Annotated in this window: 26 protein-coding genes; 25 read left to right on the forward strand and 1 reads right to left on the reverse strand. The window is 42.3% G+C overall.

The window, feature by feature from the left end; translation table 11 throughout:
* Window positions 1-35 precede the first annotated feature (35 nt).
* The 6 genes from CTT30_RS05890 (at window position 36) to CTT30_RS05915 (ending at window position 5,338) form a co-directional block, all read left to right on the forward strand.
* On the forward strand, window positions 36-1,391 hold the full coding sequence (locus CTT30_RS05890; protein ID WP_252036321.1) for a cache domain-containing protein: 1,356 nt from the start codon (window positions 36-38) through the stop codon (window positions 1,389-1,391).
* Window positions 1,384-2,022 (forward strand): response regulator, encoded by a 639-nt coding sequence (locus CTT30_RS05895; protein ID WP_252036322.1) that lies wholly within the window; start codon window positions 1,384-1,386, stop codon window positions 2,020-2,022. The genes CTT30_RS05890 and CTT30_RS05895 overlap by 8 nt, the downstream gene beginning before the upstream one ends.
* A 77-nt stretch (window positions 2,023-2,099) precedes the next feature.
* Window positions 2,100-2,438 (forward strand): DOPA 4,5-dioxygenase family protein, encoded by a 339-nt coding sequence (locus tag CTT30_RS05900; RefSeq protein ID WP_252036323.1) that lies wholly within the window; start codon window positions 2,100-2,102, stop codon window positions 2,436-2,438.
* A gap of 368 nt (window positions 2,439-2,806) precedes the next feature.
* Window positions 2,807-3,283 carry a Dps family protein gene (locus tag CTT30_RS05905; protein ID WP_252036325.1) on the forward strand — a complete coding sequence of 159 codons (477 nt, stop codon included), beginning with the start codon at window positions 2,807-2,809 and terminating at the stop codon, window positions 3,281-3,283.
* 86 nt (window positions 3,284-3,369) lie between these two features.
* Window positions 3,370-3,594 (forward strand): hypothetical protein, encoded by a 225-nt coding sequence (locus tag CTT30_RS05910; protein ID WP_252036328.1) that lies wholly within the window; start codon window positions 3,370-3,372, stop codon window positions 3,592-3,594.
* A 325-nt stretch (window positions 3,595-3,919) separates the two neighbouring features.
* Window positions 3,920-5,338 carry a basic amino acid/polyamine antiporter gene (locus CTT30_RS05915; protein ID WP_252036329.1) on the forward strand — a complete coding sequence of 473 codons (1,419 nt, stop codon included), beginning with the start codon at window positions 3,920-3,922 and terminating at the stop codon, window positions 5,336-5,338.
* A 20-nt stretch (window positions 5,339-5,358) separates the two neighbouring features.
* On the opposite strand, the gene rarD is transcribed toward CTT30_RS05915, so the two are convergent.
* Window positions 5,359-6,249, reverse strand: a complete 891-nt coding sequence (gene rarD, locus CTT30_RS05920; protein WP_252036331.1) for an EamA family transporter RarD — start codon at window positions 6,247-6,249, stop codon at window positions 5,359-5,361.
* A gap of 297 nt (window positions 6,250-6,546) precedes the next feature.
* Between rarD and CTT30_RS05925 the strand changes: the two genes are divergently transcribed.
* From CTT30_RS05925 to darT, 19 genes are all read left to right on the forward strand, one after another.
* Entirely contained in the window at window positions 6,547-6,903 is a 357-nt protein-coding gene (locus tag CTT30_RS05925; protein ID WP_239876921.1) for a PilZ domain-containing protein, read from the forward strand.
* A 337-nt stretch (window positions 6,904-7,240) separates the two neighbouring features.
* Window positions 7,241-7,615 carry a hypothetical protein gene (locus CTT30_RS05930; RefSeq protein WP_140052693.1) on the forward strand — a complete coding sequence of 125 codons (375 nt, stop codon included), beginning with the start codon at window positions 7,241-7,243 and terminating at the stop codon, window positions 7,613-7,615.
* 469 nt (window positions 7,616-8,084) lie between these two features.
* Complete coding sequence (locus CTT30_RS23370; protein ID WP_305130631.1) at window positions 8,085-8,282, forward strand: hypothetical protein; 198 nt, start codon at window positions 8,085-8,087, stop codon at window positions 8,280-8,282.
* Window positions 8,248-8,631, forward strand: coding sequence for an Imm41 family immunity protein (locus CTT30_RS05940; protein WP_172858321.1), 384 nt, complete (start codon window positions 8,248-8,250; stop codon window positions 8,629-8,631). Before CTT30_RS23370 ends, CTT30_RS05940 begins: the two co-directional genes overlap by 35 nt.
* A gap of 136 nt (window positions 8,632-8,767) precedes the next feature.
* The gene (locus CTT30_RS05945) at window positions 8,768-9,241 is read left to right on the forward strand and encodes a GrpB family protein (protein WP_252036333.1); all 474 of its coding nucleotides are present in this window, start codon (window positions 8,768-8,770) and stop codon (window positions 9,239-9,241) included.
* A 127-nt stretch (window positions 9,242-9,368) separates the two neighbouring features.
* Window positions 9,369-9,677 carry a hypothetical protein gene (locus CTT30_RS05950; protein ID WP_031856600.1) on the forward strand — a complete coding sequence of 103 codons (309 nt, stop codon included), beginning with the start codon at window positions 9,369-9,371 and terminating at the stop codon, window positions 9,675-9,677.
* Between the two features lie 137 nt (window positions 9,678-9,814).
* Window positions 9,815-10,201: a tautomerase family protein gene (locus CTT30_RS05955; RefSeq protein ID WP_252036336.1), complete on the forward strand. Its 387-nt coding sequence runs from the start codon at window positions 9,815-9,817 to the stop codon at window positions 10,199-10,201.
* A gap of 493 nt (window positions 10,202-10,694) precedes the next feature.
* Window positions 10,695-11,039 (forward strand): hypothetical protein, encoded by a 345-nt coding sequence (locus tag CTT30_RS05960; protein WP_252036338.1) that lies wholly within the window; start codon window positions 10,695-10,697, stop codon window positions 11,037-11,039.
* Between the two features lie 132 nt (window positions 11,040-11,171).
* Window positions 11,172-11,315, forward strand: coding sequence for a hypothetical protein (locus CTT30_RS05965; protein WP_305130634.1), 144 nt, complete (start codon window positions 11,172-11,174; stop codon window positions 11,313-11,315).
* An 11-nt stretch (window positions 11,316-11,326) separates the two neighbouring features.
* Window positions 11,327-11,662 (forward strand): hypothetical protein, encoded by a 336-nt coding sequence (locus tag CTT30_RS05970; protein ID WP_252036340.1) that lies wholly within the window; start codon window positions 11,327-11,329, stop codon window positions 11,660-11,662.
* 122 nt (window positions 11,663-11,784) lie between these two features.
* On the forward strand, window positions 11,785-12,252 hold the full coding sequence (locus CTT30_RS05975) for a GNAT family N-acetyltransferase (protein ID WP_252036341.1): 468 nt from the start codon (window positions 11,785-11,787) through the stop codon (window positions 12,250-12,252).
* A gap of 614 nt (window positions 12,253-12,866) precedes the next feature.
* The gene (locus CTT30_RS05980; RefSeq protein ID WP_252036609.1) at window positions 12,867-13,640 is read left to right on the forward strand and encodes an aminoglycoside phosphotransferase family protein; all 774 of its coding nucleotides are present in this window, start codon (window positions 12,867-12,869) and stop codon (window positions 13,638-13,640) included.
* A 367-nt stretch (window positions 13,641-14,007) separates the two neighbouring features.
* Window positions 14,008-14,235: a hypothetical protein gene (locus tag CTT30_RS05985; RefSeq protein WP_255906300.1), complete on the forward strand. Its 228-nt coding sequence runs from the start codon at window positions 14,008-14,010 to the stop codon at window positions 14,233-14,235.
* 312 nt (window positions 14,236-14,547) lie between these two features.
* Window positions 14,548-14,991: a hypothetical protein gene (locus tag CTT30_RS23375; RefSeq protein ID WP_305130635.1), complete on the forward strand. Its 444-nt coding sequence runs from the start codon at window positions 14,548-14,550 to the stop codon at window positions 14,989-14,991.
* 32 nt (window positions 14,992-15,023) lie between these two features.
* A complete protein-coding gene (locus CTT30_RS05995; RefSeq protein WP_252036343.1) occupies window positions 15,024-15,254 on the forward strand; it encodes a hypothetical protein in 231 nt (76 codons plus the stop codon).
* A gap of 518 nt (window positions 15,255-15,772) precedes the next feature.
* The gene (locus CTT30_RS06000; RefSeq protein ID WP_239871653.1) at window positions 15,773-16,033 is read left to right on the forward strand and encodes a YrhK family protein; all 261 of its coding nucleotides are present in this window, start codon (window positions 15,773-15,775) and stop codon (window positions 16,031-16,033) included.
* A gap of 135 nt (window positions 16,034-16,168) precedes the next feature.
* The gene (locus tag CTT30_RS06005) at window positions 16,169-16,942 is read left to right on the forward strand and encodes an aminoglycoside phosphotransferase family protein (RefSeq protein WP_252036344.1); all 774 of its coding nucleotides are present in this window, start codon (window positions 16,169-16,171) and stop codon (window positions 16,940-16,942) included.
* A 430-nt stretch (window positions 16,943-17,372) separates the two neighbouring features.
* Window positions 17,373-17,663 carry a hypothetical protein gene (locus CTT30_RS23380; protein WP_305130636.1) on the forward strand — a complete coding sequence of 97 codons (291 nt, stop codon included), beginning with the start codon at window positions 17,373-17,375 and terminating at the stop codon, window positions 17,661-17,663.
* Window positions 17,664-18,061: 398 nt separating this feature from the next.
* Window positions 18,062-18,688: a type II toxin-antitoxin system toxin DNA ADP-ribosyl transferase DarT gene (gene darT, locus CTT30_RS06015; protein WP_252036345.1), complete on the forward strand. Its 627-nt coding sequence runs from the start codon at window positions 18,062-18,064 to the stop codon at window positions 18,686-18,688.
* Window positions 18,689-18,691 lie beyond the last annotated feature (3 nt).

The raw sequence follows: 18,691 nt of genomic DNA on the forward strand, positions 1-18,691 counted from the left end.
GCTCGTATGGGCAGCTTTTTAGTATGGGAGAAGGAATGCCTCTAAAAGCTAAGTTGATTTTGTTGAGCTTGTTACCGCTGTTGTTAGTGATGGCGCTGACAAGTTGGATCGCTATCTACCAAACCAAAACGCTGGGTGATAAAGAAGTGAAGATCTTCCACTCCAGCCTCATTAAGTCAAAAGAATCGGCGCTCAAGGATCTGGTGGATTTGGCCTTTGATGCCATTGAGCACATCTATAACGATCCTAATATCGAAGAGCATCAGGCCAAGGAGCAGGTCAAAGCGATCATCAGTCGTCTGCAATATGGAACTGATGGCTACTTCTTTGTTTACGACAAGAACGGGACCAATCTAGTTCACCCAATTATGCCCGAATTGGTGGGGCAAAACCTACTACACATTCAGGATGAAAACGGCAACCACTTAATTGAATCTTTATTGGCGCAGGCAAAATCCGGTGGCGGTTTTCATCAGTATTTGTGGCAAAAGCCATCCACAGGAGAAAGCGTTCCTAAATTGAGTTACGCGGCTTGGTTAAGCAAATGGAACTGGATGATTGGTACGGGCTTGTACATTGAAGATGTCACTGAAGAAGTGGCAAACCTCCAATTAGCGGTCAACGACAATATTGAGACGACCTTCTTTTCACTTATTGTGATTGTTGTGGTGACCGTCGCGGTGATTCTGGTTTTGACATTAGCGGTCAATTTACATGAGCATCGACTGGCGGATAAGAGCTTAAAAGAGCTGGCGCATAAAACTGTGATGTTTCAGGAAGATGAAAAAAAGCATTTAGCGAGGGAGCTTCACGATGGTATTAACCAGCTTCTGATCTCAAGCAAATGCCATTTGGAGTTGCTTGGCACTAAACTTGATGACGAAACACAAAAGCAGCATCTAGCTAAGTCGCAGAATTCTCTCATGACAGCGATTAATGAAGTTCGACATATTTCGCATCAGTTAAGGCCTAGTGCGCTGGATGATATCGGCCTTGAGGCTGCGATGACGACTCTGCTGACGGACTTTAAAGCGCATTCTGGCGTCAATGTTGAGGCGTCATTGTCAACCAGTCAGAGCAGGCTAAAATCAGAGGTAGCAACCACGCTTTACCGGGTAGCGCAGGAGTCGCTGACCAATATAGAGAAGCACTCTCAAGCGAAGCAGGTGACGGTAATCCTGCAGCAATTGGGTGACATGCTTCAACTGATCATACGTGATGATGGTGTCGGGTTTGATGTAGGCTCAACGCTAAGAAAGTCGGGTATTGGTTTACGCAATATGCGTGAGCGAGTAGAGTTTTTGGGTGGCGATTTTGAGCTTGAAAGCGAACCAGGGTTTGGTACAGAGATTACCGTTCTGTTGAAATTAGATGGATTAATATATGGATAAACCGATCAAAGTGGTGATAGTCGACGATCACCAGGTCGTCTTAGATGGATTTATCGCTCGGCTCCAACTGGAACCAGAAATAGAGGTGATTGGCTCGGCCAGCAATGGCTTGGAGGCGGTTGAAAAGGTTAAGGAGCTAACGCCAGACGTTGTGTTGATGGATGTGAGTATGCCATTAATGAACGGCATCGATGCCACGCGTCTGATTAAGGAAGAGTTGCCAGAGATTAAGGTGTTGATGCTGACCATGCATGATAACCGCGAATACATCATGAAGGTGATGCAGGCTGGCGCGGTTGGTTACATGCTGAAAGAGATTTGTGCCCGTCGGATGGTGCAGGCGATTAAAACGGTCTATCAAGGCTCGACCTATTTTTGCGAATCCGTGACACAGACTTTGTTTTCTCAAGAAGTGATTCCCGCTGCGCAAAAACCTAACCCTCTCAGTCGACGCGAGGAAGCCGTTCTTAAATTGGTTGCGGAAGGAAACAGTAGTAAGAAAATCGCCGCTTTGCTGAGTATTAGTTACCGCACCGTGGAAACCCATCGGCAAAACATTAAGCAGAAGCTAGATATACACAGCACTGCAGAGCTTGCCAAATATGCTGTCGAACAAGGGCTATTGGGTTAGCGACCGCATCTGCATTCACAAGTTAACTAAATAACGTGGCAGGATCGTGTATCCGAACACGTTCAATGAAGATTATTATGACTTATCCAAAAAATATCCATCAAGATTACCATGCACATGTCTATTTTGACGCCTACAGCAACGATTTCGCTTCTGACTTGAGGGATCAAATCAGCCGTGAGTTTGCTTTGTCTGTCGGGCGATTTAATCAGAAACTGGTTGGCCCTCATACCATGTGGAGCTTTTCTGTGACGTTTACGGCGGATGACTTTGATGTTTTAATCCCTTGGTTAGATAAATCCCGTGGGGAGTTACCGGTTTTGGTTCACGCATTGACGGGTAATGACCTCAAAGATCATACCGAATTTGCTTATTGGTTGGGCAAACCTGTTGAGTTGGATCTCTCTTCGCTTTAGTGGATATACCTTTCATTCAATACCCTAGTACAACAAGCGTGCCGTAAACTCATTGTGTACATTAAGGAACAGAAATGAGAACTCTCATTTCTGTCATTCCTACTATTTCAACTCTCTCGCGGTTAAAGTGCTCTTTTACCCGCATAAGCCCCTATTTAGCCATTATCTTCATATTTGCACTACAGCTTCAGAGTAACGCTAGTTCACTTCTACAGAGAGTAGAGGCTGCTCACTATTAGACTGAGTGTTATAGGAATTGCCTATTAAATCTATAGAAATGAACGTTTTTAACTATCTATTAGGAGTGAGTATAGTTAAATCATTGAAAGGCAACAGCCAAAAACATTGATTGTGATGAGGAATGCACTATGACAAACCAAATTAACTTAATTGGCCTAAACAACGAAAAATCACAAGTACTGGCGACCGAGTTGAATGCGTTGTTAGCGCACTATCAAGTGCTTTATATGAACACCCGCGGTTATCACTGGAACATCAAAGGTCAGCAATTCTTTGAACTGCATTTGAAATTTGAAGAGATCTACACCGATCTTCAAACCAAAATTGATGAGCTAGCAGAGCGTATTCTGACTATTGGCTCAGCGCCAGACCACAGTTTTAGCCAGTATTTAGCAAAGAGTGGCATTGAAGAACACCAAAATGCGACAACAGGTAAAGAATGTGTGAGAGGTCTTGTTCATAGTTTTAGCACGTTACTGACTCAGCAACGCGCGATTTTAAACCAAGCAGAAGAAGCAGAAGATGAAGGTACGGCAGCCCTGATGGGAGACTATATTCGAGAGCAAGAAAAGCTGATGTGGATGCTTAACGCCTATTTGCAGTAAAATAACTGTTCAAATAGACAGTGTTTTCTTGAGATATTAGTGAGGTTATCTATACTGTATATAAACACAGAGTCTGGAGGTGAGTTATGTTGTGGGAAACCCTTGAACGTGTTAATCGCCTGCGTCAGGAGGCGCTTAACAACCCAGAATTTATTCGATCGGCAAAAGCACATGAAAAGGCTTTGGAGTCACAGGATGTACACCACACAGGGGCTTCAAGGAGTTCGACTAAGTCTAAGAAAGAAAAGGCTTTGTCGGACATTTACCAGCAGTCAGACTTCGGATTTGACCCGTCTGGCTCTCATCACTAACCCAGTATAAAGCAGGGCTCTTTAGGTCCTGCTTTTGTCTTCTTTTATTCCCCAAGCGACCTTTTCTTTTTAAAGTTCAATTTGCTGTTTAGTGGCCCTTTTGTTGATGTTGTGGGCTGTTTTATTGCCATTTTTGTGGTTTTAAATTCTAATTATATTTTAATTGCTGGAATTAAATATTAAGATTTGGTTTGATCGGCAGCAATGAAGTGTCTGATTATTCGCTTTTCTTTGCGATAGAAGTCACAACCACTCTGCCTCTTATTGCAGTTTCTCCGTAATATGACCATTTCCGAAACCATTGAATTTATAATCCGGAACAACAATGAATAACAAACTTGGGTTGAGCTCTCTCACTGCGATCGTCATTGGTTCAATGATCGGCGCAGGCGTATTTAGCTTGCCACAAAACATGGCTTCTGTTGCAAGCCCTGCGGCAGTCATGATTGGCTGGGCGATTACTGGTATTGGCATGGTCTTTCTTGCATTCTCATTCCAAAAGCTGGCTTCTCATAAACCTCAGATTGAAAGCGGGGTGTTTGGCTATGCAAAAGAAGGCTTTGGAGATTTTGTCGGCTTCTGCTCTGCATGGGGTTACTGGCTAAGTGCGATGTTGGCCAACGTTTCTTATCTGGTTATTGTGTTTAGTACCTTAGGCATGCTGTTTGACACACCTGACAACATGATCTTTGGCCAGGGTAATACTTGGGTATCTATTTTAGGGGCATCCATGCTTTTGTGGATGGTACATGCATTAGTCCTACGTGGTGTGCAAACGGCCGCTTTGATTAATATGGTAACGACTTACGCGAAGCTTGTACCGCTGGTGGTGTTTATACTCTGTGCAATGTTTGCGTTTAGCTGGGACACATTTACGATTGACTTCAGTGGTCTCCATTTTGGTGATGCGCATACGCTATGGGATCAAGTAAAAAGTACTATGCTAGTGACAGTTTGGGTGTTCATTGGTATCGAAGGTGCGGTGGTAGTATCCAGTCGGGCTCGTAACCGCAAAGATATTGGACGTGCAACAATATTGGGGCTGCTGACTGCCTTATCTATCTATGTGTTGGTGACTTTGCTCTCTATGGGAGTCATTAAGCCAACAGAGTTGGCGCACTATCAAAACCCGTCAATGGCAAAAGTGCTGACTCATATTCTCGGGCCATGGGGTCAATACATAATCAGTGTCGGCTTGCTCGTGTCTGTGTGTGGTGCATTCTTGAGTTGGACGGTTTTAGCTTCAGAAGCACCTTATCTGTGTGCAAAAGAGAAAATGTTTCCGGCCAGTTATGCGAAGTTGAATAAAGCTGGTAGCCCGGTAAAGCCGCTAACCTTGACCAATATTTGGGTTCAGATCTCTCTGATCTTGGTGATGTTTGCGGGCAGCACGTACGATACCTTGTTGATCATTGCTTCTGAAATGATCTTAGTACCATATTTTTTGGTCGGTGCCTACGTACTCAAATTAGCAATAACACAAAAAAGCCGAGATAGCTTACTTGCTGTGGGCATTGGCGCTACGTTATATGGTCTGTGGCTACTGTATGCATCTGGGCTCAATTACCTACTTCTTTCGGCGATTCTTTATGTGCCTGGTCTGTATTTTTACATTCAGGCCAAGAAAGAGCAGGGGATCAACCCGTTTGAAGGTAAAGAGAAACTTGGTGCTGGTGTGTTGAGTGTAGCTGCTGTTTTGGCTGTCGGATTGCTTTGGCAAGGAACGCTTCATCTTTCATTTTAAAAATCCCCCGGAGGGGGATTTTATGAGCGTTTCAGTATCATTCGGTTTTTGGCACTTTCTGCAATGGTGAAAAGCAAACCGGTCCATATCAGGCTGAAGCTGATTAGTTTGACTTCATCAAAGATTTCACCAAAGAGATATATTGCTAATAGAAATTGAATTGACGGTTCAATGTATTGCATTAATCCGACCGTTGACATACTGGTCCAACGAATCGCTAAAGAGTAAAACAACAAAGGAACGAGGGTTGCAGGAGCTGAGCCAATATAAAGTGCAAAGGTTGACCAACCTGAGTTCAGTGATTCAGTACCAACAGTGAGTTCTTTGAAAGTGAGATAGCCAAGTGCAAAGGGCAGCAACACTAAGGCTTCGACCAACAGGCATGTGCTCCATTCGTATTGAATCTTCTTTTTACACCAACCATACAGTGTAAAGAAAATGGCCATAGTCAGTGCGATAACAGGTATTTGCCCATATTGCATGACTTGATAACTTAATCCTGCCGTCGCTAATACTAATGCCACCTTTTTGCCAAGTGAGAGTTTTTCACCTAACACGAATACCCCCAAGGCTGTCATTGTTAGTGGACTGATGAAAAAGCCTAAACTGGCATCAATCACGCGATCATTTGTCATCGCCCATGTGAATGCACACCAAGAAATTGACATTAGAGTGCTGCCCAATAGTGTGATGACTAAAGAGCGGTGATCACTAAAAATAGCTGTAAAATTAGGCCACTTTTTTGTGACAAACAGTACGATCAGTATACCAAAGGGTACAGAGGCAGCTAGTCGAACGGTGAGTAACTCGTCCAAAGCCGCATTAGGCAAATATTGATAATAGAGTGGTAACAATCCCCATAAAAGGAATGAAAGAGCAGCCATCCAGTTACCAGTACGTTCTTGTGACATGGAATACACCTAGCGATTTTGATGCGTGCAATGTATGAGCAAAACCTCGTATTGTAAAGAGATTTGTTATGATTGGTTTTTTGATTTTACTTGTTTAAAATCAGATGTTTATGATTATATGTTGCGAGCTGAATAGTATGCTGAGAGATCACAGGCTCACAACTAGCGGCTAAAGATTTTCTTTTGATAGCCGACAATTATATTATCTTAAAATTAGATTTATCTGGTTGACCCTAGAATCACCAGAAAGATAAGACTCTTCGGGACGTTATCACTCGAAGTTATAGGAGAAAGTTAATGAGTGATTTTGAACAAAAGCGTAAATTTTATCGATTGAAGTACCCAAGAAGAGCAAGGCCTTCAGTACGTATTTCTAACGAACTGTTTCACGTCACCGAAGTGTCTGAGGGTGGTATCCGAGTGGTAAAAAATACCTTTACCAATTGGTACAAAGGGTTAGCAATGTCTGGGACGATTCATTTGCATAACAACAAGCAAGTGACCTTTGAGGGCAATGTGCTACGATTCGACCAAAATGAGGTAATTGTTAAGCTCAGAAAAGGTCCATCTTTTAAGAATATGGTTGAAGAGCAGCGCCATATTCGCCAGAAGTACCCAGCGTATTTCTCTCGTCCAACGACTGAAGTGGCTTAACGAGCTTCATCTCCTATAGCGAAGCAAATCGTGAAACCGCCGCATAAACTATGCGGCGGTTTTGTATCTGCATCTGGAAGAACAAAGAATTGAATAACAAAAGTGATCATACACACGATGACGCTCATTTATGTTTGTGACAAATGATAAGTGACTTTAAAATTCAATAAGTTACAAAAAGTAATAAAGAGATACTGCGCAGTCAAAATACGCACGCGCATTTTGTTTACGGTTTTTCTAGCGTTTTCTGTATAGGAATCAGAGAGGTTCATCGAAAACCGGGTGTTTCAAACAGAGCTCGCGCAGTATACAAATGTTATGTTTATGAGGAGTTTCGGTGGAACATATTTTGGCGTTGGACAATGTTATTGCGGCAGTTCTCGGGTTAATAAGTGGTGTTATTGGGTCTCTGATAGCTCCTTGGGTCCATTGGGGTATTGAAAAGCGTCAAACGAGGCGAGCTGCTCGATATGAACTTATGCATGAAGCGAGAGCATATGTAATGTCAAAGCAATTCGGCATTGTTCAATATACTAAGAAAGACCACTACTATACGCTTCGACAAGAGTTTTCTAAAAAAGCGGTAGCCCGATTCGATGAATTGTTGGATCAAACGACTAAAGGGCAAAACGTAGCGTCTAACAGAGAATCTGCAAGACAGATTGTTTTGAAAGAAATTTGCCGGACTGAGAAAAAGTGGTTTCTAATATAAACATAACAAGGCGTTTAAGAGGGATTCTCAACGCTTGGCATTTTCAGTTTGATTCAGCTTTAGTGTTTACGGCACAATGATTTAGGCTAGGTGGTGGCGTTGTTCACCCCTTAACGCGGCGTTAGGTTGCTCTGGATTTGTACGGTTTTTAGTTTAGCGCTCAGCCACTTCAATAATCTTGTTTGTCGCTAGTTTCAGTGGCCATGTGGCTCGAACTTTTTCAGGTGAAAGTTTCCTTCTATTGACAAACATTTGTGTGAGTAGGCAGAGCGTCTTCTGTTTTTAGTGCTCTTGTCCAAGTCTATTCATTGGAAGTTTGTTCTCTCAACTTGGTTAGCTTTTTTGCTTCAGCGAACCACCGCAAAAATAGTGATTTAGTTGTTATTCGGCTTGGGTGGTTATTGCGGTGCAGCTAGCTTTGGTGTTTGATAGTTTAGTCCTATAGCTCAAGCTAGCAAAGGTGTTCGTAATGAGCATACCTAACCATCCGCTCAAGACGGACAACCAACGCTTGGCGGTTTTGTGTCTGGTTATGTTTAGTGTTTACGGTGGTTTGTTTGAGTTTTGTGGTATCGTTGGTAGCCGCTTAGCAAGGGCGTTATGTGTCTCCTTGTTTTATATGATCTTTAACTATGAAAAATTTACTTATGAATTTTCCTCACTGTAATGAGTTTCAAGATAGTTCCTTTATTGGAATTTGGCATGAAGAGTCTTTATTCGATATTGATAGATACTGGGAACTTGAAAAAGACATTTTTGATTTGGCTAAAGAAAATCATTCTAATGATATACCGAGGGATATAGCATGGCCAATCACTCGAATTTTTAGTTATATTATGATGTCAATTCAAGCGCATTATAGTTCCAATGATGGCTTTGAGCTGTTAAATATAACTGATAGTGAATTACATAACTTTAGAGAAAGATTTCAATGTGTTGTTGAGGGATTCTTTGAAGGTGTAATGCCTCTAAATGAAAGTTTTGAAATCGTTAACCCATTAATAAAAAACACATAACAAAGCATTTAAGAGTGATTCCCAACGCTTGGCATTTTCATTCCATCGTTGGGCTTAGTGTTTAGGGTAGTATGGTTAAGTTTTGTGGTAGCGTTGCTCACACCTTAATGCGGCGTTATGCCTTTTTGGGGAAAATATGCAGTTTTACAAAGCAGATGAGTATCAGGCATCTTGTGAAGACCTTTATCGTAAGTATAAACTTCAGATAGCCGCTTTACTTCCGCGCGCAACAATTGAGCATATTGGTGCTTCTTCTATTCCTAATGCTGTATCTAAGGGAGACCTAGACATACTTGTTGGTGTTAACGTTAACGAGCTAGAAAAAGCAGTGAAGTTACTTTCTACTTTAGGTTTTAACGAAAAATCCAATACGTTAAGAACACAAGAGCTTTGCATGCTGGAGAATAGCTCAGGTGAAGATGTAGCTTTCCAAGTCGTAGTGAATGGCTCAGAATTTGACGTCTTTGTGGTTTTTAGGGACAAGCTTCGTGAAAGCCCTGAGTTAGTTCAACAATACAATGAACTCAAGATGTCTTGTACAGGCTGGGCTCACGAAGAGTATCGTCGAAAAAAGTCAGCTTTTATTGAGCGCGTTTTAGGACAGGCATAACAATCAGCTCAAGACGGACAACCAACGCTTGGCGGTTTTGTATCTGGTTGTGCTCAGTGTTTACGGTGGTTTGCCGTATTTTGTTGTATCGTTGGTAGCCGCTTAGCAAGGGCGTTAGAGGTATAAAGTGGAATATTCAATTGATGAAGCATCCAAAGAAATTGGAAAACGTGTATTAGTATCCATAAGGATTGTATATCCAAATCGCGATGATGAATATGATGGTTTCTGGGGAATAATTGTTTCAGCTCACGAGAATGGGTTATTAGTCAAAGTCGAAGGTGGTAGTGAGGATGAATTTGAAATGATCCCACCAGATTTGGAATTTCTGCAACCTGCCAAGTATGATTTTTACCAGTTTAAAGACAATCAAATAATTGAAAATGTTGATTATGAAGTATATTGGTCTGCAGCTGATGACCCGGAATACCTCTAACAATCAGCTCAAGACGGACAACCAACGCTTGGCGGTTTTGTGTCTGGTTATGTTTAGTGTTTACGGTGGTTTGTTTGAGTTTTGTGGTATTGTTGGTAGCCGCTTAGCAAGGGCGTTATACGTTCTAAGGAGGAACGGTGGTAGTAATATATGGAATCAAAGAGTATTTAAACCCGATCAAAGCTGAATTATCTGATGTGATTCAAGCCTCTATGACAAAAGTGCTGAGTCTGCCCGAAAGCAAACGCGCTCATAGGATTGTGCCTCTCGACAAATCTGACTTTTATTACCCTGAAGGTCGTACGGATGCTTATACAGTCATCGAAATCAATATGATGGAAGGGAGAAAAGCCGAAACTAAAAAAGCTCTCATAAAGACACTTTTTGCCAATATTGAATCTAGCTTAGGTATTTCTCCCGTAGACATCGAAATTACGATTAAAGAGCAACCACCGCACTGTTGGGGTTTTCGTGGAATGACCGGGGATGACGTTAAAGACCTGACATATAAGGTGAATGTCTAGCGTCGAGTTGGGTGGAAACAAACGTATAACAAGCAATTTAAGAGGGATTCACAACGCTTGGCACTTTTGCTTCTACTTCAGTTTTAGTGTTTATGGCATAGTGCTTTAGGTTTGGGTGGAGGCGTTGTTCACCCCTTAATTGGGCGTTAGGTTGCTTTAAGACTGTACGTTTTTAGTTTGGTGCTCAGCCACTTCAATAATCTTGTTTGTCGCTAGTTTCAGTGGTCATGTGGCTCAAACTCTGTCGGGTGAGAGTTTCATTCAACTGGCAAGCTTTGATGTTAGTGACTGAGTGTTTGTTGTTTTTAAGTGCTTTTGGTCAAGTTTGTTCGTTGAAAGTTCGCCATCTCAATTTGGTTAGCTTTTTTGCTTCAGTAAAACACCGCAAAAACAGTGACGTGGTTATTATCCAGCTTTGGTGGTGATTGCGGTGCATTGAGCTTTGGTGCTTCATGGCTTAGTCCTATAGCTCAAGCTAGCAAAGGTGTTTGTAGTGAGCATACCTAACAATCCGCTCAAGACGGACAACCAACGCTTAGCGGTTTTGTATCTGGTTGTGCTCAGTGTTTACGGTGGTTTGTTTGAGTTTTATGGTATTGTTGGTAGCCGCTTAGCAAGGGCGTTAGGTTGCTTTAAGTTTGTTCGGTTTTTTAGTTTGGCGTCCAGCCACTTCAATAATATTGTTTTCGCTAGTGCCAGTGGTCATGTGGCTCGAACTTTTTTAGGTGAAGGTTTCCTTCTATTGACAAACATTTGTGTGAGTAGGCAGAGCGTCTTCTGTTTTAAGTGCTCTTGTCCAAGTTTATTCATTGGAAGCTCGTTATCTCAATTTGGTTAGCTTTTTTTGTTTCAGCGAACCACCGCAAAAATAGTGATGTGGTTGTTATTCAGCTTTGGTGGTTATTGCGGTGCAGTTAGCTTTGGTGTTTCATGGGTTAGTCCTATAGCTCCAGCGAGCAAAGCGTTCGTAATGAGCATACCTAACCATCCGCTCAAGACGGACAACCAACGCCTGGCGGTTTTGTGTCTGGTTATGTTTAGTGTTTACGGTGGTTTGTATGAGTTTTGTGGTATCGTTGGTTGCCGCTTAGCAAGGGCGTTATATACGAAATGAACGAGATATATATGAATAAAATAAATTTATTTTTACTAACCTATCTTTTGCCAAGTTTAACGTTGGCAAGTGAGACCAGCGAGACAACGATAAAACGAGTTTTATCTGGCCCTGAATTTGGAAAACAAGTTCTAATTACGGTGGATACTAATCCATCTAGTTTGCCTGAATGTCACACAAATCAATGGTACAACTACGTTTTCGATGGAACGACGCCAGAGGGACAAATGACGTTAAGTCTAGTCCTTACAGCTTATGCTGCACAAAAAACAGTTGTGGTATCTGGAACAAATAGTTGTACTCTCAGAGGGGGAGTTGAAAACTTAAAGTACATCCTCGCCAAATAAATATAACAAAGCATTTAAGAGTGATTCGCAACGCTTGGCAGTTTCGCTTCGCTCAAGTATAGCCAAGCGCTGCTCACACCTTAATGCGGCGTTAGTTTACATATCAAATTCAGAGGACAAAAATGAAAATCAGATCGGCTGAAGTGTCAGATTTAGACTCACTCTTGCGTCTAAATTATCAGATTGGAGTCATGCACTTTGAAAATGCACCAGAAGCATTTGTTGAACCATCATCTGAAGAAAAAGAGTTTCTTCTTCAAGCTATAAATGATCAATCAAGATTCTTTCTAGTTGCGGAAATTTCTGGTGATGTTGTTGGTTTTGTAACTGCCACAGTGACTCAAAATGAAGCAATCCCATTTCTCGTTAAAACACCTATCTGTCGTGTAGGTACAATCGTAGTTGATGAAAGTGTTAGAGTTGCCGGTATTGGAACTCAACTCATGGCTCAGTGTAATGACTGGGCTAAATCCCAAGGTGCTGAACAAATTAGACTAGAGGTAATGGCTTTCAATAAGCGTGCGCAAAGTTTTTATGCCAAACTGGGCTTTGAAGAGCAGTCAAAAACAATGTGGAAAACTGTAAACTAACAAAGCATTTAAGAGTGATTCTCAACGCTTGGCATTTTTCATTCCATCGTTGAGTGCAGTGTTTATGGTGGTAAGGTTAAGTTTCGTGGTCGCGTTGTTCACACCTTAATGCGGCGTTAGGTTGCTTTAAGCTAGTACGGTTTTTAGTTTTGTACTCAGCCACTTCAATAATCTTGTTTGTCGCTAGTTTCAGCAACCATGTGGCTCGAACGTTTTTCAGGTGAAGGTTTCATCCAACTGGCAAGCTTTGATGTTAGTGGCTGGGTGTCTTCTGCTTTAAATGCTCTTGGTCATATTTGTTCGCTGAAAGTTCGTTATCTCAACTTGGTTAGCTTTTTTGCTTCAGCGAGCCACCGCAAAAATAGTGATGTGGTTACTATTCAGCTTCGATGGTGATTGCGGTGCAGTTGGCCTTGGTGTTTCATGGGTGAGTCCTATAGCTTAAGCGAACATAGATGCTCGTAATGAGCATACCTAACCATCCGCTCAAGACGGACAACCAACGCTTGGCGATTTTGTGTCTGGTTATGTTTAGTGTTTACGGTGGTTTGCTGGAGTTTTGTGGTATCGTGGGTAGCCGCTTAGCAAGGGCGTTAGTTGCACGAGGAGGTTTCGTGGAAGAATTATCAGGCGGACGAGAGTCAGAAATATATCGAGACGGTGAAGTTGTCTATCGACCTCTTCAGCCGTGGAGTCCTACAATTCACCTTATTTTGAAGCATCTTGAGCGAGAAAATGTAGCTGAATGCCCAAGATTCCTTGGTGTTAACCAAGAGCAGGAAGTCCTAAGTTTTGTCGCTGGTAATACTTATAACTACCCACTAGTTGGTGCAATCGCAACTGCTGACGCACTCATATCAGCAGCTAAATTATTGCGTAAAATACATGACTCAACTGTGCCACTTTTGGATCAAGTAGATGTCAATGCGCACAAGTGGATGCTAGAGCCAAGAGAGCCTTTTGAAGTTATCTGTCATGGTGACTTTACCCCATACAATGTTGCTCTCTCCGAGAGCACAGTTGTAGGTGTATTTGACTTTGATACTGCGCACCCTGCGCCAAGAATATGGGATCTAGCATATTCAGTTTATTGTTGGTCGCCTTTCAAAACAGACAGAAATGATAAGTTAGGTACAATCTCCGAGCAGGCGGCTAGAGCTAAGTTGTTCTGTGATAGTTACGGTGCCACTGAACCCGAAAGAAATCAGTTAGCCGACGCAATGGTTCAGCGATTACAAGCTTTAGTTTCGTTCATGCGTAGTGAAGCTGAAAATGGTAATAAGTCCTTTGCTGAAAATATAGAGCAAGGTCATCTTCAGGCCTATCTAAATGACATAGAATATATTGCTGAAAATAAACAAAAAATTCAGTGCGCATTGTGCAACTAACAAAGCATTTAAGAGTGATTCGCAACGCTTGGCAGTTTCGCTTCGCTCAAGTATAGCCAAGCGTCGCTCACACCTTAATGCGGCGTTAGGTTGCTTTAAGCTTATACGGCTTTTTAGTCTTGATATCAGCCACTTCAATAATCTTGTTTGTCGCGAATTTTAGCGGCCATGTGGCTCGAAGATTTTCATGTGAAAGTTTCATTTAGTTGGCAAGCTTTGACGTTAGTGGCAGAGGCTTTTCCGTTTTAAGTGCTTTTGGCCAAGTTTGTTCGTTGAAAGTTCGCTATCTCTATCCGGTTAGTTTTTTTGCTTCAGTGAACCACCGCAAAAAAGTGATGATTGCTATTCAGTTTCGGTGGTTATTGCGGTGCAATTGGCTTTGGTGTTTCATGGGTTAGTCCTATGGCTCAAGCTAGCTAAAGTGTTCGTAATAAGCATACCTAACCATCCGCTCAAGACGGACAACCAACGCTTGGCGGTTTTGTGTCTAGTTGGGTATCGTGTTTACGGTGGTTTGTTTGAGTTTTATGGTATTGTTGGTAGCCGCTTAGCAAGGGCGTTAGGTTGCTCTGGATTTGTACGGTTTTTAGTTTAGCGCTCAGCCACTTCAATAATCTTGTTTGTCGCTAGTTTCAGTGGCCATGTGGCTCGAACTTTTTCAGGTGAAAGTTTCCTTCTATTGACAAACATTTGTGTGAGTAGGCAGAGCGTCTTCTGTTTTTAGTGCTCTTGTCCAAGTCTATTCATTGGAAGTTTGTTCTCTCAACTTGGTTAGCTTTTTTGCTTCAGCGAACCACCGCAAAAATAGTGATTTAGTTGTTATTCGGCTTGGGTGGTTATTGCGGTGCAGCTAGCTTTGGTGTTTGATAGTTTAGTCCTATAGCTCAAGCTAGCAAAGGTGTTCGTAATGAGCATACCTAACCATCCGCTCAAGACGGACAACCAACGCTTGGCGGTTTTGTGTCTGGTTATGTTTAGTGTTTACGGTGGTTTGTTTGAGTTTTGTGGTATCGTTGGTAGCCGCTTAGCAAGGGCGTTAGGTTGCTTTGGGTTTGAACGGTTTGTAGTTTGGCGTTCAGCCACTTCAATAATCTTGTTTGTCGCGAATCTCAGCGGCCATGTGGCTCGAACTTTTTCAGGAGAAAGTTTCATTCAACTGGCAAGTTTTGATGTTAGTGGCCGAGTGTTTTCCGTTTTCAGTGCTCTTGGCCGAGCTTGTTCATTGAAAGTTCGTTATCTCAATTTGGTTAGCTTTTTTGTTTCAGCGAACCACCGCAAAAATAGTGGCGGGGTTGTTATTCAGGCTCGGTGGTTATTGCGGTGCAGTTGGCTCTGGTGTTTTATGGTTTAGTCCTATAGTGCAAGCTAGCAAAAGCGTTTGTAATGAGCATACCTAACCATCCGCTCAAGACGGACAACCAACGCTTAACGGTTTTGTGTCTGGTGGTGCTCAGTGTTTACGGTGGTTTGTTTGAGTTTTGTGGTATTGTTGGTAGCCGCTTAGCAAGGGCGTTATGCGACTGGAAGGAAAATTATCCCATCTCTCGTTTTCGCTCTCTTTGGCTATCCATCTTTCGGTGTCGGCAACTCAGCATTGTCGGCTCAATTTCTTGAATCTATCAGGCTGTAAAACATGCCAATATTCGCGGGTTGCCTCATTGGTTTTCAGTGCTGGTTTGTGGCGAGTTCCACTGGCTCAAAGTGTGGAAATAGCAAGGCTATCGACGCTTTGTATTTGTTGAACGCTCGGTTCTGCTAGGTTAGTTGGTTTAAAAGCAGCATTGTTGCTGAAAGGCCGCATTTAGTGGTTGTTAAAATCTCGGCTGTAACATAGTGACCCTGCTGTTTCTTGAATCACAAAAAATGTTTGGTTTGTTTGTGGTTTTTCGCGCTTAAGGTAGTCTGCATTGGGCCAAGTTGGCTTATGCGTGCAAATTCGCATAACAAGGCGTTTAAGGCAGATTCCCAACGCTTGGCGTTTTGCATTCTAAGCCAGGTTAAGTGTTTACGGTGCAATGGGTTAGGTTAGGTGGTTAGCGTTGCTCACTACTTAACGCGGCGTTAGGTTGCCAATGGACATTTGCGACCTGATGCTTATTTTATTCAGTCATGTATCGTTTTATGAGGTGAAAATGAGCCAAACAATGAAATTAGATCTAGACATTGGTAATCGACATATTGTCATCCAACGTCGTTATGAGGCCTTGGGAGCAATCAATGATTTGCTAATAGCGATTTGGTTTTTAGTTGGTAGTTTTTTCTTTTTGAATGAGTCTCTTGTTGAAAGTGGTACTTGGTTGTTTGTTGTAGGTAGTGCCCAACTAATCATTAAACCACTAATAAAGCTTACAAGTTTAGTTCATGTTGGAAGAGTATCGAAATCGTCAACCTAACCATCAGCTCAAGACGGACAACCAACGCTTGGCGGTTTTGTGTCTAGTTGGGTATCGTGTTTACGGTGGTTTATCTGAGTTTTGTGTATGGTTGGTCGCCGCTTAGCAAGGGCGTTAGTTGCACGAGGAGGTTTCGTGGAAGAATTATCAGGTGGAAGAGAATCAGCAATATATCGAGATGGTGAAGTTGTCTATCGTCCTCTTCAGCCGTGGAGTCCTACAATTCAGCTTATTTTGAAACACCTCGAGCGAGAAAATGTAGATGAATGTCCAAGATTTCTTGGTGTTAACCAAGAACAGGAAGTTCTAAGTTTTGTTGTTGGTAATACTTATAACTACCCTCTAGTCGGTGCAATTTCGACTGTGGATGCACTCACATCAGCAGGTAAACTATTGCGTAAAATACATGACTCAACTGTGCCACTTTTGGAACAAGTAGATGTCAATGCGCACAAGTGGATGCTAGAGCCAAGAGAGCCTTTTGAGGTTATCTGTCATGGTGACTTTACCCCTTATAATGTTGCTCTATCCGAGAACACAGTTGTAGGTGTATTTGACTTTGATACTGCGCACCCTGCGCCAAGAATATGGGATTTGGCATATTCAGTTTATTGTTGGTCGCCTTTCAAAACTGACAGCAATGATAAGTTAGGCACAATCTCTGAGCAGGTAACTAGAGCTAAGTTATTCTGTGATAGTTACGGTGCAACTACGTTCGAAAGAAATCAACTAGCTGACGCAATGATTGAGCGATTACAGGCTTTAGTTTTGTTCATGCGCAATGAAGCTGAAAATGGTAATGAAACCTTTGCTGAAAACATAGAGCAAGGTCATCTTCAAGCCTATCTAAATGACATAGAATATATCACTGAAAATAAACAAAAAATTCAGTGCGCATTGTGCAACTAACAAAGCATTTAAGAGTGATTCGCAACGCTTGGCAGTTTCGCTTCGCTCAAGTATAGCCAAGCGTCGCTCACACCTTAATGCGGCGTTAGGTTGCTTTAAGTTTGTACGGTTGTTATTGTTGTACTCAGCCACTTTGAATCTTTCTTTGTCGCTAGTATCTGCGGCTATGTGGCTCGAACTTTTTCAGGTGAAGGTTTCATTTAATTGGCAAGTTTTGGTGTCAGCGGCTGAGTGTTTTCCGTTTTCAGTGCTCTTGGCTGGGCTTGTTCATTGAAAGTTCGTAATCTCAATTTGGTTAGCTTTTTGCTTCAGTGAACCACCGCAAAAATAGTGACGTGGTTGCTATTCAGTTTCGGTGGTTGTTGCGGTGCAGCTAGCTTTGGTGTTTCATGGCTTAGTCTTATAGCACCAACGAGCAAAGACACTCAAAATGAGCATACCTAACCATCAGCTCAAGACGGACAACCAACGCTTGGCGGTTTTGTGTCTGGTTATGTTTAGTGTTTACGGTGGTCTGTCTGAGTTTTGTGGTATCGTTGGTTGCCGCTTAGCAAGGGCGTTAGGTTGCTTTAAGTTTTTACGGTTTTTATTATTGTACTCAGCCACTTCGAATCTTTCTTTGTCGCTAGTTTCAGTGTTTATGTGGCTCGAACTTCTTCAGGTGAAGGTTTCATTCAACTGGCAAGCTTTGATGTTAGTGGCTGAGTGTTTCTATTTTTAAGTGCTCTTGGCTATGTTTGTTCGTTGAAAGTTCATTCTCTCAATTTGGTTAGCTTTTTGACTTCAGTAAACCACCGCAAAAATGGTGATGTGGTTGTTTTCAGCTTCGGTGGTGATTGCGGTGCAGTTGGCTTTGGTGCTTCATGGGTTAGTCCTATAGCTCAAGCTAGCTAAAGTGTTCGTAATGAGCATACCTAACCATCCGCTCAAGACGGACAACCAACGCTTTGCGATTTTGTGTCTGGTTGGGTGTGGTGTTTAGGGTGGTTTGCTGTAGTTTTGTGGTATCGTTGGTAGCCGCTTAGCAAGGGCGTTAGGGCTACTTGTCAGCATGTGACTATAGCGTCTAAGTGTTTGGTCCCGTATAATTGCGAAATTCTAGTTTTTAAGGAAAGTTCAGTGGCACAAGTTCCGTTACCAACACCGATTTATCATTTTACGCACATTTCCAACCTCTCAAGCTTGATTAGTTCAGGAGGAATAATTTGTAAGAATGGTGTTGATTCGAGTTCGATTACTTACCAAAGCTCAGCATATGAGAGTGTCCAAGGGCATAGGGAGAGCTTTGAAGTCCCAGTTGAGCCTGGTGGTGTGATCCATGACTATGTGCCTTTTTACTTTAATAGCCTTTCCCCAATGCTTTATGCGGTGCATAGAAGAAACATCCCAGGTGTCGATATGCGCGAAGTTGTTTTCTTTAAAACAACTGCTCAAACAGTTGATGGGGCTGGAAAGTTGTTTGTATTTACTGATGGTCATGGAATTATGGCGCTGACAGATTACTATAACGACCTCACTGAACTTTCAGAAGTGCCTTGGAATGTTGTCAACGCGAAATACTGGAACAACTTCGTAGATGGTAGTCGCTTAAGGCAGTCCGAGTTCCTTGTTCACTCCAAACTAGATTGGGAACTCATAGAAACCATTGGGGTCTATAATCAGACTATGAAAGATCGTGTTGAAAGCTTGATTCAACATCTTGCACACAAACCAAGTGTAGAAATTAAGCTTGGTTGGTATTTTTAGCGG

The sequence above is a fragment of the Vibrio coralliilyticus genome, from assembly GCF_024449095.1.
In the GTDB taxonomy this organism is placed as follows: domain Bacteria; phylum Pseudomonadota; class Gammaproteobacteria; order Enterobacterales; family Vibrionaceae; genus Vibrio; species Vibrio coralliilyticus_A.